Genomic DNA, 15,563 nt, shown 5'->3' with positions numbered 1-15,563 from the left:
GGAAGATGCTATGGAAAATGTGTTGGGTATTATTAACTTAATCAATGAAAGACAACATTTAAAAGATCTGACTGCTCACCGAAATGTAGCATCTGTGCCATTTGGTGGACGCTACCGATTGATTGACTTTACGATGTCGAATCTCATTAATGCAGATGTATCAAAAGTAGCCGTTTTTCCAAAAGAAAAGTATCTTTCTGTTATGGATCATCTTGGCTCAGGTAAAGAATGGAACTTGGCTCGGCGTTCAGGAGGCTTATACATCTTGCCCCCTATCCATCCGGATGAAACGGTAACAGGTGATATGAAACAATTTTATGATCATCTTAAATTTTTCGAACGTGCAGAGGCAGATACTGTAATCATTTCCCCTGGAAGCCATGTATGCAAATTGGATTTTAATGAAGTGCTTGATTATCACAAAAAACAAAAAGCGGATATCACGGTCGTATATAAGGATTATGTAGGGGAATTGATTGAAAAACCAATCTATCACACTTGCTCGGTAAATACGGATGAAGACATTACTGACATTAGCTTTTATACCATCCCTAGACCAGGTGACCATGTTTGTCTAGAAACCTTCATCATAAGTAAAACGCTATTGGTGAACTTGATCAAAAGCTGTGTTGCCAGTGGGGAATATGACTTTTTGAAAGACGCTGTGAAAGCAAATCTTCATCGCTTTACAGTTAAAGGCTATAATTTTGCTGGAGATATGCCATTCATCCATTCCATTGAAAGCTTTCATTCCAGTAATATGAATTTCCTGAACCCTTCGGTAATCCGTTCTTTCTTCGGGGATACTTGGGATGTTTATACAAAAATCAAACATGAGGCACCGACCAAATATTCAAGTTCTTCGAAGGTTACCAATTCATTGATAGCCAACGGTTGTGATATTGAAGGGACTGTCGAAAACAGTATACTATTCCGTGGGGTAAAGGTGAAAAAGGGTGCGATTATAAAAAATAGCATCATCATGCAAAAAGGCGTGATTGAAGAAGGAGCCATCGTTGAAAATGTCATAACTGATAAAGAAGTGAGAATTACTAGTGAAAAATCAGTTATTGGATTAAAACAGCCTACTGTAATAAAAAAAGCGGAAGTAATTTAATAGAGGAGGTGCGGCAATGAATGTTGTATTTGCTGCTTCAGAATGCGCCCCCTTTATAAAAACGGGAGGGCTCGGAGACGTTATAGGCGCGCTCCCGAAAGCGCTGAAAAAACAGGGAGTCCATGTAAGTGTCATCCTTCCTAAATATGGGGATCTTCCTAACCAAATCAAACAGGAATTGGAACATATGACGAGTATTGAAGTTCCTGTTGGTTGGCGCCAGCAATTCTGTGGCATCGAAAAACTTGTTGCTAATGGAATTACATATTATTTTCTGGATAATGAATATTATTTCAAAAGACATGGTAGTTATGGTTTCTTTGATGATGGCGAAAGGTTCGCCTTCTTTTCCCGTGCAATTTTAGAGGCTTTACCCTATTTAGAAGAAAAGCCGGATGTCATACACTGTCATGATTGGCAAACGGGCCTTGTCAGTGTTTTGCTGAAAGCTCACTATAGTAACCATCCATTCTATCAGGATATTAAAACGATATTTACTATACATAATTTACGCTATCAAGGAGTTTATCCTAAAGCTGTTTTAGCTGAATTACTCGATTTGAGTGAGTTATATTTTAATATCGATGGTCTTGAATTTCATGGAAATGTAAGTTATTTGAAAGGCGGCCTAGCTTTTTCTAACATTGTCACAACTGTAAGCCCAAGTTATGCGGACGAAATTCAAAGTCCTTATTTCGGGGAAAATCTGGATGGGTTTTTACGCAAGAGAAATGGTGACCTTAAAGGGATTATCAACGGAATCGATTATGAGGAATATAATCCGGCGGCAGATGAATATCTTGCTGTTCCATTCGATTCCTATGAGGGTAAGATGGAGAATAAGCGTCAGCTACAGGAATCGCTGGATCTTCCTGTAAATGATGGGGTCCCGGTTATATCCATGGTAACCAGGCTTGTTGATCAAAAAGGAATTGATCTTATTCTCCATGTTTTTCATGAAATGATGAAGCAAGGAGTTCAATTCATTCTTTTAGGTACGGGTGATGAGCAATATGAATCGGCATTCCGCCATTTAGCTGACCAATATCCAAATCAGGTTTCAGTCAATACATATTTTGATGAGGGTTTAGCAAGACGGATATATGCAGGTTCTGATTTATTCCTGATGCCGTCACAATTCGAACCATGTGGTATCGGCCAGCTTTTGGCGTTGCGTTATGGTACTCTGCCTTTAGTGAGGGAAACTGGCGGACTTCGGGATACGGTCATACCGTATAATCAATTTACTGGTGAAGGCAATGGCTTTAGTTTTACGAATTATAATGCACACGATATGCTTCATACAATTGAGCAATCTGTTGGTCTGTACAAATTCCAGTCGAAAAGATGGAGGAAAATGGCCGAAAGTGCAATGAAGTTAGACTTCAGTTGGACATCATCTTCCTTAAAGTATATTGAGCTGTATGAAAGTTTGATTCCTGTCATGAAGTGATAATTGGATAGGTAATACACAAAGCACTTGCGAATATTTTTTTCGTAAGTGTTTTGTTTCTTTTACCATCAAATATGGGTATATGTATAGATATATATATAATATTGCTGTGTAGGAGAATGAAAAGATGAAAAGAAGAAGAATGGAATTTGTATTTTTATTTATTTTAATTGCTTCAGTCTATATGATCCTATTCACTCAAGTTAGCTTCGACGTGAAGCTATTTTTTATTGGATTATATATTTTAGTCATGTTTATTACCATATTTTCACTCATGCTTGAAAATAGATTTGCCCACGAGACCCTTTTGTGGATGTATGTGCTTTTGTTTTTCCCGGTATTTGGATATGTATTTTATCTATTCTCAGGTCAGCTCTATTTAAAGGGGTATTTATTTCAAACTAAAAGGAAAAAAGATCGTGAAGAATGGAAGAGTCTTGTCACACAGGTATCATCTCCAGATTTATCGTTCTTGAATAATCATCAGCAATCATTTGCAGCTTTTGCCAAAAATGCTTCTGAGACCATCATTAGTACATCATCGCAAACGGAAGTATTGAAAAATGGTAATGAAACGTTTACAGAAATCATAAAACAGTTAAAAAAAGCTGAGAAATTCATCCATATTGAATATTATATCTTTCGTTCCGACAGGCTTGGTACTGAAATTATAGATATACTTATTGAAAAAGCAAAAAATGGTGTGGAAGTTTTATTCATTTTTGATGCGGCCGGAAGTTTAAGCCTTTCAAATAATGAAGTTAAACGAATGAAAAATGCCGGGATAAAAGCATATCCATTTTCGCCACTGAAACACGGATTTTTTAATCAAAAGTTTAATTTTAGGAATCACCGTAAAATCATCATCATAGATGGGGAAGTTGGCTTTGTTGGAGGTTTAAACGTAGGAGAGGAATATTTGGGCCGAAATAAAAACATTGGCTTTTGGAGAGATACACATATGGTACTTAAAGGTGAAGCGGTATTTATGCTCCATACTGTTTTCCTTTTGGATTGGGAATATGTCAGCGGGGAAGATGTATTGCAAGATCGTCCAGAATTCAAGAATAAAGTGGAACAAGGGGATGGAGCCGTTCAGGTGGTAGCAAGCGGACCTGATACACAACAGGGAATCATGAGTGATTATTACTATTCACTTATCACAAACGCGACTGAATCAATCTGGATTGCAAGTCCATACTTCGTACCTAATCAAGCGATTAAAGCAGCCATTAAACATGCCGCAATTAAGGGGATACAAGTCAGGCTTATGGTTCCGGCAGTAAATGATGGGTTTTTAACCCAATATGGGAGTCGCTCCTATTTCGGGGAGCTGCTACAATTCGGTGTAGAGGTATACTTGTATAAAAAGGGTTTTCTACATCAGAAACTTATTATCGTTGATGGTGATATGGCTTCCATAGGAACAGCAAATATGGATATGAGAAGTTTTCATCTGAATTTTGAAGTCAATGTCTTTCTTATGGGCAGCCGTTCCATTGAAGATCTCATCATTCATTACAAAGAGGATATGGGGGATAGTGAAAAACTAAATTCTATCGTTTATAACAAGCGTGGTTTACTGGAACGTTCAAAAGAATCATTTGCCAGATTGTTTTCGAATGTACTCTAATGGGAAAAAAAGCAGATAAATAGTATAGTTGAAATGTAAAGAAATTAATTGGCCATAAGGAGAATTAAAGAAAATATGAAATTGGTTTCCTGGAATGTGAATGGAATAAGGGCTTGTGTAAAAAAAGGATTTTTAGATTACTTTAAAGATGTGGATGCAGATATTTTTTGCCTTCAAGAAACTAAGCTACAAGAAGGGCAGATTTCACTTGAGTTGGAAGGGTACCATCAATATTGGAATTATGCATTGAAAAAAGGATATTCCGGTACAGCCATTTTCACGAAGGAAAAACCGCTTTCCGTGAAATATGGGGTAGGGGAGCTGAACGAGGAGCCGGAAGGCAGGATCATAACACTGGAATTCGAGAAATTTTATATGGTGAATGTTTATACACCCAATGCAAAAAGGGATTTATCCAGGCTGAATTACCGTCTCGAATGGGAAGATGGGATGATAAATTATCTTAAGGAACTGGACTTGGTGAAGCCGGTTATCTTTTGTGGGGACCTTAATGTCGCGCATTCTGAGCTTGATTTAAAAAACCCAAAAACCAATATTGGGAATTCCGGATTCACTAATGAAGAGCGTGGAAAGATGACTGATTTACTTGATGCAGGATTTATCGATACTTATCGCTATTTTTATCCGGACCGGGAAGGTGCCTATAGTTGGTGGTCATATATGGCTAAAGTGAGAGAGCGGAATATCGGGTGGAGAATCGATTATTTCATTGTTTCAAAACGTTTGGGGGATTCCTTATTAGAGGCTAACATTCACTGCGATGTCATGGGCAGCGATCATTGCCCTGTTGTCTTGGAAGCAAATCTCTAAATCGAATAAATCCGGTTAAATGGGAATACTATGGTTATCCATATTCAACAGGAGGTTAGATTATGAACACATTTATCGTGGGCTTTCATAAGGAAGATAATGTAGACAGCATGCAAGTGCAAAAATTGACGTCGGCTGAGTTTGAAAAATCAACATCACGCGGTTTTCGCAGATTATTTGAACTGGATACAAATATCGGGTATTTCGTTTTTTTTGATGCTGAAGATGATGAGGGTGATTTATCCCATCTAGTTTTACAGTATGAAGAAGATAGTCAGGATCCAAGTGATTGTTACTCCTTTACTAAAAATGATTTTTATGAGTTCATGGCACTTTATTTACAAGGGATGGATGAAGTGGAAGTGGAGAATGAAGAAGATGATGACAATGAAGAGTATGGACCAATACACCATCTTGCCCATTTGATGTTTCATATTGTTGAAGAAGGAAAATCCGTAAAGCCATAATGGACGAGTAATGAGATGAAGGGTATTTGTGAGCTTTGTGACAGGGATGAGATAGAACTGACCATCCATCATTTAACACCTAGAGAATTAGGCGGCAGCCATTTACCCATTGCCTATCTCTGTAAATCTTGTCACAAACAGATTCACGCCCTGTATTCAAACCGAGAGCTGGCCATCCGGCTGAATACCGTGCTATTGCTGAAAGATGATGAAGAATAAAAAAATACTTAAAGTGGATTAAAAAACAACCGATAACGAGGGCAGTGAAGATCAGAAAACCAAAAACGAAATAATGCAAAAGCCCATCTTGAAAAGATGGGCTTTTGCATTTCATTCAGCTTGCTTTATTTTTCAACCGGTCCAATAAAAATCCACCTTTAAAATAACGTGGTTCATATGAAATGATGAAAGCCTTAGGTTCAAACTTTTCAACGGTTGCTATCAATTCTTGTTCCCGATTCCGTTTTGTCAAAATTTCCATACGATAACGGTTGCTATCCCTGCCCTCGCCTGTATAAAGAGTTACACCAAATCCGTTGTTCCTCAGTGTATCTACCAAATGTTCATTTTTGGTTTGAGTATTAACGGTTACATTAATAAAACCGATGGCAAGTTTTTGCTCAATTTTCGTACCAAAAATTATTCCGATTCCAAAACCGACTGCATATACAACCATGGCGAGTATGCTTTGGTCACCGCCAAATACTAAGGATAAACCAAAAACGTATATTAACATTTCTGCTATACCAAGTATCGAGGCAAGTATGGTAATATTTTTTACTAAGAAAATGGTTCGCAACGTGTAAATCGGAACATAAATAAGTTGTAATAGTAGAATCAGAAGTATTTCTTTCACTTGAGCACCTCACCAACATCTTCCAGTTTAATTAGACGTTTCAACTTGGGGATTGTTCATTCCATAAGTAACATCTTCCATAATCTAACCACAATATAATAGTGGAATTCAATGGGGAATATTATGTATTTTTTGTGTCATTTCCATCGACACAGAATTAAAATCCCATAAGATTTTTCAATATTATTTTTTTGAATAATTTGGTATCATTATCCTTATTAATTCATATGGGGGAATGATGATGTTTAATTATGATGGTCGGATATTCAAAGCTAAAGTCAATTCTGAAAATGGAGAAGTGTCAGGAAATACTTCCTTCCACTATTCACAAGAAGGCTCAATCCTTTCAGCAAGTTATCAGGGCGGAGAGATTGTTAAAGGGACTTTAATAGGGCTTGTCAATCTGGATGGAACTCTTGAATTCAGGTATAATCATATCAATGAAAAAGGGGAAATTAGAGGAGGCAGCTGTCTTTCCACCCCTGAAATGTTGCCGGATGGAAGGATACGTTTGCATGAAAAATGGAATTGGTCAGATCTTGAACAGACTGAAGGACATTCCATCATTGAAGAAGTGAAGAAATAACAATTTACTTAGAGGGGTTTGAGGACAATTACTACTATTTGTTTAGTGCGGCATGGTCAAACAGATTGGAATGCACTAGGGAAACTGCAGGGGCAGACTGATATTCCTTTAAATGAACTCGGAAAGATTCAGGCACGGCAATGTGGTGAATTTTTGTCAAAAGATGATTGGGATGTAATTATTTCAAGCCCTTTAAAAAGGGCAAGGGAAACGGCAGATATCATTTCGCATTATATTGAAGTCCCGGTTATTGAAAAAATGGAATTCATTGAAAAGAATTTTGGCGTCGCTGAAGGAATGACAGCAGCTGAAAGGGAGTCAGCATTCGTGAATAAAGAATATCCTGGTCAAGAAAATCAGAAATCTTTACGAAACAGGCTGATGAATGGACTCCAGGAAATTCAGAAGGAGTATCCTGAAAGGAAAGTCATACTTGTTGCACATGGAGCCGTCATTCATTTTATTTTACGCTTGATGTCAAACGAGTCAATCGTATCCAACGAAATGCGATTGTTCAATGCATGTTTGAGTACGATTAGATTTGAAGTCGACTCTTGGATAATTAATGATTTCAATCAAGTAAATCATTTATCTTAGTCCTATTAAGCTTGGTTATAGTTAAAAAGGATATGGTTGATAGTAAGGTGCTAATTATAGAAAGAAGGGAATCATGACTAATAAGACGGCATTGATTTTAGGGGCTACAGGTTTGGTCGGCACCCAGTTGGTTAAAGAGCTAAGCAACAGCAAAATCTATAGTGAAATCCATTTACTGACAAGAAGCGAAATGAAAATCACTGATGCCAAGTGCATAGGCCATGTGGTGGATTTCGATAATTTATCCAAGTACGCCGATTTGTTCAAAGTCAGCGATGTTTTCATTTGTTTGGGTACTACGATCAAAAAGGCTAAATCGAAGGAAGCTTTTCGTAAAGTGGATTATGACTATGTTATCGAAGCAGCTAAAATGGCAAAGACGGCCAATGTTGAAAAATTACTCGTCATAACGGCAATGGGAGCGAATTCCAAATCAAAGTTTTTCTACAGTCGTGTTAAGGGCGATGTAGAAGGAACACTACAACACTTGGAAGTGAATACTGTACATATATTCCGCCCTTCCTTACTTCTTGGAGAACGCAAGGAATTCAGGGCAGGTGAAAAGATTTCTGGGCTGATAAGTACTTTTGCTAAATATTTCTTTGTGGGCTCTATACGCCCATATCGTGCAATAGAAGCAAACAAAGTAGCTGCTGCAATGTACGCTGCGGCCCAAACGACGGCAAAAGGATATCATTTTTATAATTCTGATGAAATAGAGAAACTTGCACAAAGAGAAATTATTAATCAGTGAAACGAGCCTCCAATAGGCTCGTTTTTTTATTTATTAGCAAATTTTGATCCCTGCTTATAAGGAAAAAGGAACGGATGAACATTTTCTGCTGAAAAAGGAGTGGAGTGTAATAGAGGTGGAGGACCAGAGGAACTTGGTAAAGCAAGGACAATAGAGACCTGAAAAGTCAATCTATAGACATCCGTGATACTAATCTTCCGGATGAAACTTGATTGTAACAAGGATTTCCACTACAATTTGTAGTGGGAGGTGTTAAAGGATGAATATTAAAAATTTTAAATATGATGAAGTTGGACTGAATCGTTTCTTTGGTCCATTGGAAGCTAATATCATGGAATATTTATGGGATAAAGATGAACAGAGCATTAAATCGGTTCAGCAATCATTGGAACTTGACAAACCTATCAATTTCAACACAGTAATGACCGTCATGAATCGTTTAGTAGAAAAAGGCATTCTTGAAAAGAGGTCTGAAGGGAGACTTTCATTATTTCGCCCGGTGCAGTCCAAAGCGGAGTTTTTAGAAGAGCAGTCAAAGAAATTGACTGAGAATTTGCTGGATGAATTTGGTGGGGCGGTCATAAGCCATATGCTGGATGCCATGAAAGACGCTGACCAAGGTTTAATTGAAAAATTGGAACAAAAAATCCAATCGTTAAAAAAGGATAAATTATAATGTGGAAGAGAAAGTCTTATTTTGTTATAAGTCTGAGCCTTTTAATTGCATGTGTAGTATGGTGCCAAATGGGAGCGTTTTTAGTACATATCTTTTTTGGTGTGAATATTAAAGCCAACTTTTTTAAATTTTGTTTTAGTTTATTCAAGGAAGATTCAGTATACTACTTTGTGGTTGTCACCCTGCTCAGTATAATAATATCCTATAGTATATTGAGCACATTATTCAAAATTGCTGAGCAATACTTCTTATCCAGAAGATTTAAACAAAAGCTTTTTCTTTCAAAAAACGTTGATATGACAAGGTCCATAAATGAAACATTCAATCGGGTCAACAATGATATCTTAGTTGTGAACGCTGAACATCCTCTTGCGTTTACGCTTGGTTTCAGGCGGCCTTTCATTGTGTTCAGTACTGGCTTAATTCGATTATTGGACTTTGATGAACTAGAAGCGGTAGTGGAGCATGAAGCCTTTCACCAAAAAAAATATGATCCGCTGGTAATCTTTATTTTACAGTTGATCTCAGATGGGTTATGGTTTGTCCCACTGACAAAATGGTGTCATAAAAATTACAAAATAATAAGTGAATTATCAGCCGACGAGAATGCGATTAAAAAAATGGGGACTGAATTAGGCATAAGTGCCGCTTTATTGAAGTTAATTAAACATGGTTGCACTGATAAATCCTCTCCTGTCCTTGTCCACTTCTCCAATGAATCAGTTAACTATAGACTTCAGCAATTAATTGATCCTCATAAATCAATTCCTTTGAAGGCTGAAACTATCACGATTTTCGTTTCAATTTATGTTTTGGTTTTACTTCTGGGAATGACTATAGTGATTGTCGGATGACTTTCACTTGATTTTTTTACCACTTTACACTACACTTTGTAGTGTAAAATAAAAAAAAGGAGATGTGACATGAATAAACAAGAGATCGGTACCTTTTTATTAAGAGTTATGTTGGGAATTTCATTTTTCTTGCATGGTTTGTCAAAATTCAAAGGTGGATTGGATAACACTGCAGGATGGTTTCAAAGTATAGGCATTCCGGGATTTATGGCCTATGTAGTAGGTATTATTGAATTGGTTGGAGGAATTGCCTTAATTATAGGTCTTGGAACAAGAATAATTTCTGCCCTCCTTGTTTTCATCATGGCTGGAGCAATTGTTTATGTGAAATTCCCAGCAGGTTTTATGGGGAATGGAGAAGGTACAGGGTACGAACTGGATCTCGTACTTATGATTATTGCACTTCACCTAGTATTGAATGGAAGCCGATTCCTATCTATAGACTCTAAGTTACCAAACCTTAAAAAAGGACAAGATTCTGAAATGATAGCAAGTTAATTAAAATAAACGATATCACAAAAAATTAAACACTTTTTAAACAGACTTGAGGCATGAAACCGGCAATCTACTGGGGTCATGCCTTTTTCATTTCACCTTGTTCTCGTTTGAAATGCTTCATGATTTGAAAAACCGATAATAAATCAATCAGATTTTGGTAATCAAAAGTAGTTTTACATGACTGCATTAAAGGCCGGACCAACCACCTTGGAATTTTCATTTCAATCGTTAACACAAAAAAAATTGATAGTTTTCAGTAAATTTTAATTGACGAACACATGTTCCGTGTTATAAAATCCAATCATGGGTAATAATGGTATGGTGGTTATTGCCACTGACCAGTTCAAAAGGAAGCTTGGAAATTTCTCAAGCTTTGTAAAAAAACTCAAAGCAAAAGGAGCTATTTAATTATGACAATGCGATTATCTCCATATTTAATGATGAACGGAAATGCAAAGGAAGCGATCCAATTTTACGAAAAAGCATTGGATGCAAAAGTCGTTTTTAATCAAACTTTTGGAGAAATGCCAGAAAACCCGGAATTTCCTCTGCCAGAAGAAGCAAAGGATCTTGTGGCGCACGCAATGTTAAAGGTTGGGGAAACGGACCTCATGTTTTCCGATACGTTTCCAGGTCAAACCAGTCAATCTGGAGATCAAGTCACGATCTGTATTTCAATTAATGATATTGAAAAATCAAAACGAATCTTTGAAACTTTGTCGCAAGGTGGAGAAGTGAAAATGCCGCTGCAGGAAGCATTTTTCAGCCCTGCTTATGGGATTGTATCAGACAAATTCGGCGTAACCTTCCAAATTTATACAGAGGGTCAACAATAATTTTCTGTAGTTAAATAATATCAACATGGAAATAGCGGCTGTTTTAGTGTCTTTTAGTTGCAGCTTAAATCGTAATTGATGAATAAATAAATCCCAATTTCTCATTTATATCACTGAGAGATTGGGATTTTTAATATTGGAATTTCCTTAACGCTGTAAATCCACTTATTGCTTGCGGTACTCCTTATGGGATTATTGGTATGATTCTTATCTCTTTTCATATGCAGCCAAAAATCATCCCGCACGGTAGCATAGCATGTAAGATATGTATAATGTAGCGTTCATTCTCACTTTCCCATGATCCTGGATTCAATCTGAATGTATATATTGCTCATAATAACTGAACTCCACCATTGATTTCATGACTTTAGTAGTTACCGATAATTTATTTCTGGTTTCACACTTTTAATTTTGATACCTAATCGTTACCTCTCTGTGATATTCGTCATATATTCTTCATCTATTTGTTCTTTGTTTAGAAAATGGCTATGCTATTATTTAAAACATTGACATACAAATTAATCGCATTCGTTGAAAAATATATTCCTTTTAATAGGCTAATATCATTCGAGTAACATTACATTGCGTAATAAGGAGAAAGGGGGAACAATGTGAACACAGATCAAGCTTTCGACCTGTTAAAGGATGCAGGAGTAACAGAAAGTAGCAGTATACAAACTGTAAGACGCTGGCTTCGTGAAGGTAAGATTAAATATGAGGGAGGAAACAAGAATAGAAAAGCCGGATACATAATGGATGGCACAGATCAAGCATTTGAAATGTTGAAAGATGCAGGAGTAACAGAAAGTAATAGTGTACAAACTGTAAGACGCTGGCTTCGCGAAGGTAAGATTAAATACTCTGGAAACGGAAAGAGGAACAATGGTTACATAAGCGATGGCTCAGCTTCAAAGCTGGCTATAAATGATATCATAGATCAAAATAAGGACGAAATCATACATCGATTAAAATTAAAAATACAAGCTCAAGATAAGCATATAGAAGGTATTGAAGAACTTCATGAGACTGCAAAAAGAATATTGATTCAGCAGAGGGATATGTTCAAAAAGGAAGTTACCATTCTAAAGAATGAGAAGAGTGAATTACAAAATGAAACAAAGGATTTATTAAAAGAAAATATTGAATTACGTAATGAATTGATAAAATTAAAAGAAAACATCAGAAACAATTACAATATTGACTCCACTACTCAATCAAATGATTATAGTGAAAAATTAGGGCTTTCTAAAACGGCGAGCAATAAAGAAGTATTAGCAGAATATAAAGGGTTATTAAAAATAACTCATCCAGACCATAATGGCAACGCGAAGGTATTCCATTACATTAAGACCGATTACGATAATTTTAGAAAAAGTACTAAGGGTAAATGAATAGTGTACTCAGAAATTTTGGAGTTCAAAGAGACCAACCAGTGTTAATTTAGACTATTGATCATTCTTTTTTTGATTTCATCGTTTGGCCATTTTTAATAAACAGAATCCTAATGAACAAATAGGTGCCTAATGAACAAAGGCACCTAAAATTAAGACTTTTAAAGTCAATCGTTTAAACATTATCAAGCTGCAGACTATTTTTGTCTCCTCATCCATTGTGTTGCAACCCATTTTTCACCAGTGATAACGGGTGCTCCAGCGTGTAGAGTTAGTTCGTTTAGATTTTTGTCGTTGTAGAAGTATTCGAAATACACAGCCATTCCCTTTCGCGGGGACACTGAAAAATTCAGTTTAGGAAAAAAAGTTTCTCCCCCATGCTCCACATCATTTAAGTACATGATGATTGTGCTAATTCTATTATTTTTTGCTGCTATACTTGAGGATGTAAAAAAATCAAAATGAGCTTTATATTCTTGCCCAGGAGTATATTTAAGAATTTGAATACCATCTCCATGTTCAATGGGTATATTCATGATTGTTGAAATCCTTTTTTCGATTTTGGTAATGATTTCATATTCATTTTCTTGAAAAAACATACTACTGCTCGTTCTTATCTCATTTACTTCGTGCTTAACTCCAATTTTGGAACGATTCATTCTGTCTTTTGACAATTCAATAAGTCCGTCACATTCTTCGTCACTCAAAACATTCCCTAATATTACAATTAGTGGTTCATCTAATCTAGCAATTACATTAATTTCTCGATCTTCCGTTTTGATTTTATTTCCAATATGATTAAAAATAGTTTGTTCTTTACTTATTTTATTTTCCACCGTCAACTTTCATCGACTCCTAATAGAATGAATTTTCCGAACAATTAGTTTGAATTGCCACAGTAAGCGTTTTACTATGTTAATTATACCATGAACCTTGTTATATAACTGTTTCTTAGTTCTTGCTAACAGTGCACCGATTATGAGGTGGACCAGTAAAAATTACTGGTGACCTGGCGCTTGATTATGGCAAACTCTAATCATTTACATAAAATATAGAAAGCTCACAATCTGCCCAAGTCACTTTGTAAAGATATTCATGTGTGTATTTTCACCAAAATTCATACGTGAATTTATGTCCTTCTTCATCAATTATAGAAGGACTTTTCAAAAAAGGAACATATTTCATTTTGTAATAAGCCGTTCAAGAAACTTAGAGAAAAAGAGATAAAGAGAAAAAGAAATGTATGATAGGAAATGTGAAGGAAGTGAACGAAAGCGGAGGACTTTAAATCTTTCAGTGTTACTGAAGGGATTAAAAAGGTGATGTAATAAAAAATCCAACTTCGTTTCCGCTGAATGGTAAGGGGTCGCAAGGTGCCGTTTTAAAAATCTCTTCAGACAAATGTGTGAAAATTTGTAAAAACCAGAATATGCCATTAAAGAGGGGGATGTATTGAAAATTGCACAAGAGTCTTCCACTATTCCACGGCTTTATGAGGTGGGGAAAAACTATATTATTATGGAATATCTTGAGGGGTCAACTATATTCCAATATTTAGAATTTGGAGGGATCCTATCCGGAAAATTGATGAGGCAAATTCTTTTTGCGCTTAAAGAAATGGAGCGTTTAAAGTTTATCAGAATGGATGCCTATTTGCGCCACATTATTGTAACTAAGGATGAGGAATTAAAAGTAATTGATCATTATAGCTCCTATACAAGGAATCGAAACAGGCCAGAGTCGATATTCAAAGGTTTAAAAAAGTTGGGTCTATTACCATTGTTCTTGGAAGAGTTAAAAGAAATGGATCCCGAGTCCTATATGGAATGGAAAGATTTACAGATAAAAAAAGTAACTCCTTTAAAGCTAATAAGGAGTTACTTTTTTCTGGGGAAAAAACCAGCGTTATCTTGGATTGCTATGATGCTGGATGATACGATCAACGATATCTGGCAATTTAATTTTCTGGTCTAAAAGAAACTTGTAGAGAGCATCTCTATCCTCCGTACTCACATTCCACTCTTTTGGGATTGATTCAATCACTTGGAAAATCGATTTGTTCGGCAAATTCACTATTTTTTCTATATACGATGTAAGCTCTGTGTGATCATCGAGAAGAGAGAAGGTCCATTTATAAAATGGCCAATGGTAGTTATATACCGGTGTTTCTCTCAGCGTTTGAGCTGACCATTGGTAACGTCCCGGAAAAACTCTGCCATGATCAATCATATGGACATAATAGCCACCATCACTGAGATTTTCCAAAATGACATTCATCGTACCTCGATCAGAGTTATTTACCCATTGGTCGAATACCGTTATACCGGCTAGCATATCGCGGTTTTTAACATCCGTCTTAGTGGGAGGATTTCCTCTAACATTTTCGAAAACTGTACTGTTTTTAATAAAAACACAGCCATATTGGTATCCAGAACTATAGTTGTGTTTAGTGGATTGTAATTCAGGAGTTTTCTTGATAAATTCTTCTGGTATATATACAAGATCAAATGGGATAACGGGAAGTGAAAGCAGCTCTGCCAATTTGCCGATCAGGTATTCATTGACCACTTCTTTTTCTCTACCTTTATTAATACCGAACCACTTCACGACATATTCTTTACCATCGCTGAAAAGAATGACATGAGCTGTTCCGCCCCTTAATGTTTGTACATATTGAACTGGATATTTTGTCATATCACTTTGTCTCCTTTAAAAAGATTTGTCTAGCTCTATATCTTTTTTACCTTATCTTTTTTATTAACCATATTGCTTTTGCATTGTTCAATGAAATTGGTTATAAGATTCGGTAAATGACTTTTTTGTTCTAAAAGAAATTTGTACAGCGCTTCACTTTACTCCTTCGGGACCCCACCATCTACAGGGATGGTTTGGGTAACTTCATAGTTGATTCGTTTGGATGGGACAATTTTTTTAGCATAGAGGAGCCCCATCGGTTAGTTTCATGGTAAGGGATATCGTATTTCAGATTCTGGGTAAGCATTTTTTCAGACCAA

Annotated in this window: 18 protein-coding genes; 15 read left to right on the top strand and 3 right to left on the bottom strand. The window is 36.3% G+C overall.

Annotated features, from left to right (window positions below; all coding sequences use genetic code 11):
* Positions 1–10 precede the first annotated feature (10 nt).
* The 6 genes from glgD to AC3ISB_RS14865 all read left to right on the top strand — a co-directional run bounded on the left by glgD (position 11) and on the right by AC3ISB_RS14865 (position 5,720).
* Entirely contained in the window at positions 11–1,117 is a 1,107-nt protein-coding gene (glgD, locus tag AC3ISB_RS14890; RefSeq protein WP_489273638.1) for a glucose-1-phosphate adenylyltransferase subunit GlgD, read from the top strand.
* A gap of 16 nt (positions 1,118–1,133) precedes the next feature.
* Entirely contained in the window at positions 1,134–2,570 is a 1,437-nt protein-coding gene (glgA, locus tag AC3ISB_RS14885; RefSeq protein ID WP_141994415.1) for a glycogen synthase GlgA, read from the top strand.
* Between the two features lie 127 nt (positions 2,571–2,697).
* On the top strand, positions 2,698–4,203 hold the full coding sequence (gene cls, locus AC3ISB_RS14880) for a cardiolipin synthase (RefSeq protein ID WP_489273637.1): 1,506 nt from the start codon (positions 2,698–2,700) through the stop codon (positions 4,201–4,203).
* 75 nt (positions 4,204–4,278) lie between these two features.
* Entirely contained in the window at positions 4,279–5,034 is a 756-nt protein-coding gene (locus AC3ISB_RS14875; protein ID WP_489273636.1) for an exodeoxyribonuclease III, read from the top strand.
* A gap of 62 nt (positions 5,035–5,096) precedes the next feature.
* The gene (locus AC3ISB_RS14870) at positions 5,097–5,501 is read left to right on the top strand and encodes a cytosolic protein (RefSeq protein ID WP_098369566.1); all 405 of its coding nucleotides are present in this window, start codon (positions 5,097–5,099) and stop codon (positions 5,499–5,501) included.
* Positions 5,502–5,516: 15 nt separating this feature from the next.
* A complete protein-coding gene (locus AC3ISB_RS14865) occupies positions 5,517–5,720 on the top strand; it encodes an HNH endonuclease (RefSeq protein WP_489273635.1) in 204 nt (67 codons plus the stop codon).
* Between the two features lie 115 nt (positions 5,721–5,835).
* Here AC3ISB_RS14865 and AC3ISB_RS14860 read toward each other — a convergent pair whose 3' ends face one another.
* Positions 5,836–6,357 carry a DUF2179 domain-containing protein gene (locus tag AC3ISB_RS14860; RefSeq protein ID WP_034306915.1) on the bottom strand — a complete coding sequence of 174 codons (522 nt, stop codon included), beginning with the start codon at positions 6,355–6,357 and terminating at the stop codon, positions 5,836–5,838.
* Between the two features lie 235 nt (positions 6,358–6,592).
* On the opposite strand from AC3ISB_RS14860, the gene AC3ISB_RS14855 reads away from it, so the two are divergent.
* From AC3ISB_RS14855 to AC3ISB_RS14820, 8 genes are all read left to right on the top strand, one after another.
* Entirely contained in the window at positions 6,593–6,943 is a 351-nt protein-coding gene (locus tag AC3ISB_RS14855; RefSeq protein WP_489273634.1) for an avidin-fold protein, read from the top strand.
* Between the two features lie 27 nt (positions 6,944–6,970).
* Positions 6,971–7,540 (top strand): histidine phosphatase family protein, encoded by a 570-nt coding sequence (locus AC3ISB_RS14850; protein ID WP_098369645.1) that lies wholly within the window; start codon positions 6,971–6,973, stop codon positions 7,538–7,540.
* 73 nt (positions 7,541–7,613) lie between these two features.
* Positions 7,614–8,294: an NAD(P)H-binding protein gene (locus AC3ISB_RS14845; RefSeq protein ID WP_489273633.1), complete on the top strand. Its 681-nt coding sequence runs from the start codon at positions 7,614–7,616 to the stop codon at positions 8,292–8,294.
* Between the two features lie 259 nt (positions 8,295–8,553).
* The gene (locus AC3ISB_RS14840; RefSeq protein ID WP_063233685.1) at positions 8,554–8,970 is read left to right on the top strand and encodes a BlaI/MecI/CopY family transcriptional regulator; all 417 of its coding nucleotides are present in this window, start codon (positions 8,554–8,556) and stop codon (positions 8,968–8,970) included.
* Positions 8,970–9,824 carry a M56 family metallopeptidase gene (locus AC3ISB_RS14835; RefSeq protein WP_098369569.1) on the top strand — a complete coding sequence of 285 codons (855 nt, stop codon included), beginning with the start codon at positions 8,970–8,972 and terminating at the stop codon, positions 9,822–9,824. Before AC3ISB_RS14840 ends, AC3ISB_RS14835 begins: the two co-directional genes overlap by 1 nt.
* 69 nt (positions 9,825–9,893) lie before the next feature.
* A complete protein-coding gene (locus tag AC3ISB_RS14830; protein ID WP_141994409.1) occupies positions 9,894–10,322 on the top strand; it encodes a DoxX family protein in 429 nt (142 codons plus the stop codon).
* Positions 10,323–10,732: 410 nt separating this feature from the next.
* Positions 10,733–11,158: a VOC family protein gene (locus tag AC3ISB_RS14825; protein WP_144553421.1), complete on the top strand. Its 426-nt coding sequence runs from the start codon at positions 10,733–10,735 to the stop codon at positions 11,156–11,158.
* A gap of 611 nt (positions 11,159–11,769) precedes the next feature.
* On the top strand, positions 11,770–12,549 hold the full coding sequence (locus AC3ISB_RS14820; protein WP_141994407.1) for a hypothetical protein: 780 nt from the start codon (positions 11,770–11,772) through the stop codon (positions 12,547–12,549).
* Between the two features lie 197 nt (positions 12,550–12,746).
* Here the strand turns inward: AC3ISB_RS14820 and AC3ISB_RS14815 are convergent, their stop codons facing one another.
* The gene (locus tag AC3ISB_RS14815) at positions 12,747–13,391 is read right to left on the bottom strand and encodes a 2OG-Fe(II) oxygenase (protein WP_141994406.1); all 645 of its coding nucleotides are present in this window, start codon (positions 13,389–13,391) and stop codon (positions 12,747–12,749) included.
* 610 nt (positions 13,392–14,001) lie between these two features.
* On the opposite strand from AC3ISB_RS14815, the gene AC3ISB_RS14810 reads away from it, so the two are divergent.
* A complete protein-coding gene (locus AC3ISB_RS14810; RefSeq protein ID WP_141994405.1) occupies positions 14,002–14,523 on the top strand; it encodes a kinase in 522 nt (173 codons plus the stop codon).
* Here the strand turns inward: AC3ISB_RS14810 and AC3ISB_RS14805 are convergent.
* Complete coding sequence (locus AC3ISB_RS14805; protein ID WP_489273632.1) at positions 14,455–15,243, bottom strand: HipA family kinase; 789 nt, start codon at positions 15,241–15,243, stop codon at positions 14,455–14,457. The genes AC3ISB_RS14810 and AC3ISB_RS14805 overlap by 69 nt on opposite strands.
* Positions 15,244–15,563: the final 320 nt, after the last annotated feature.

The organism is Peribacillus sp. GL_122, assembly GCF_057835005.1.
Note: the sequence above shows the minus strand (reverse complement) of the source record. Positions and strands in the feature narration are given on the sequence as shown.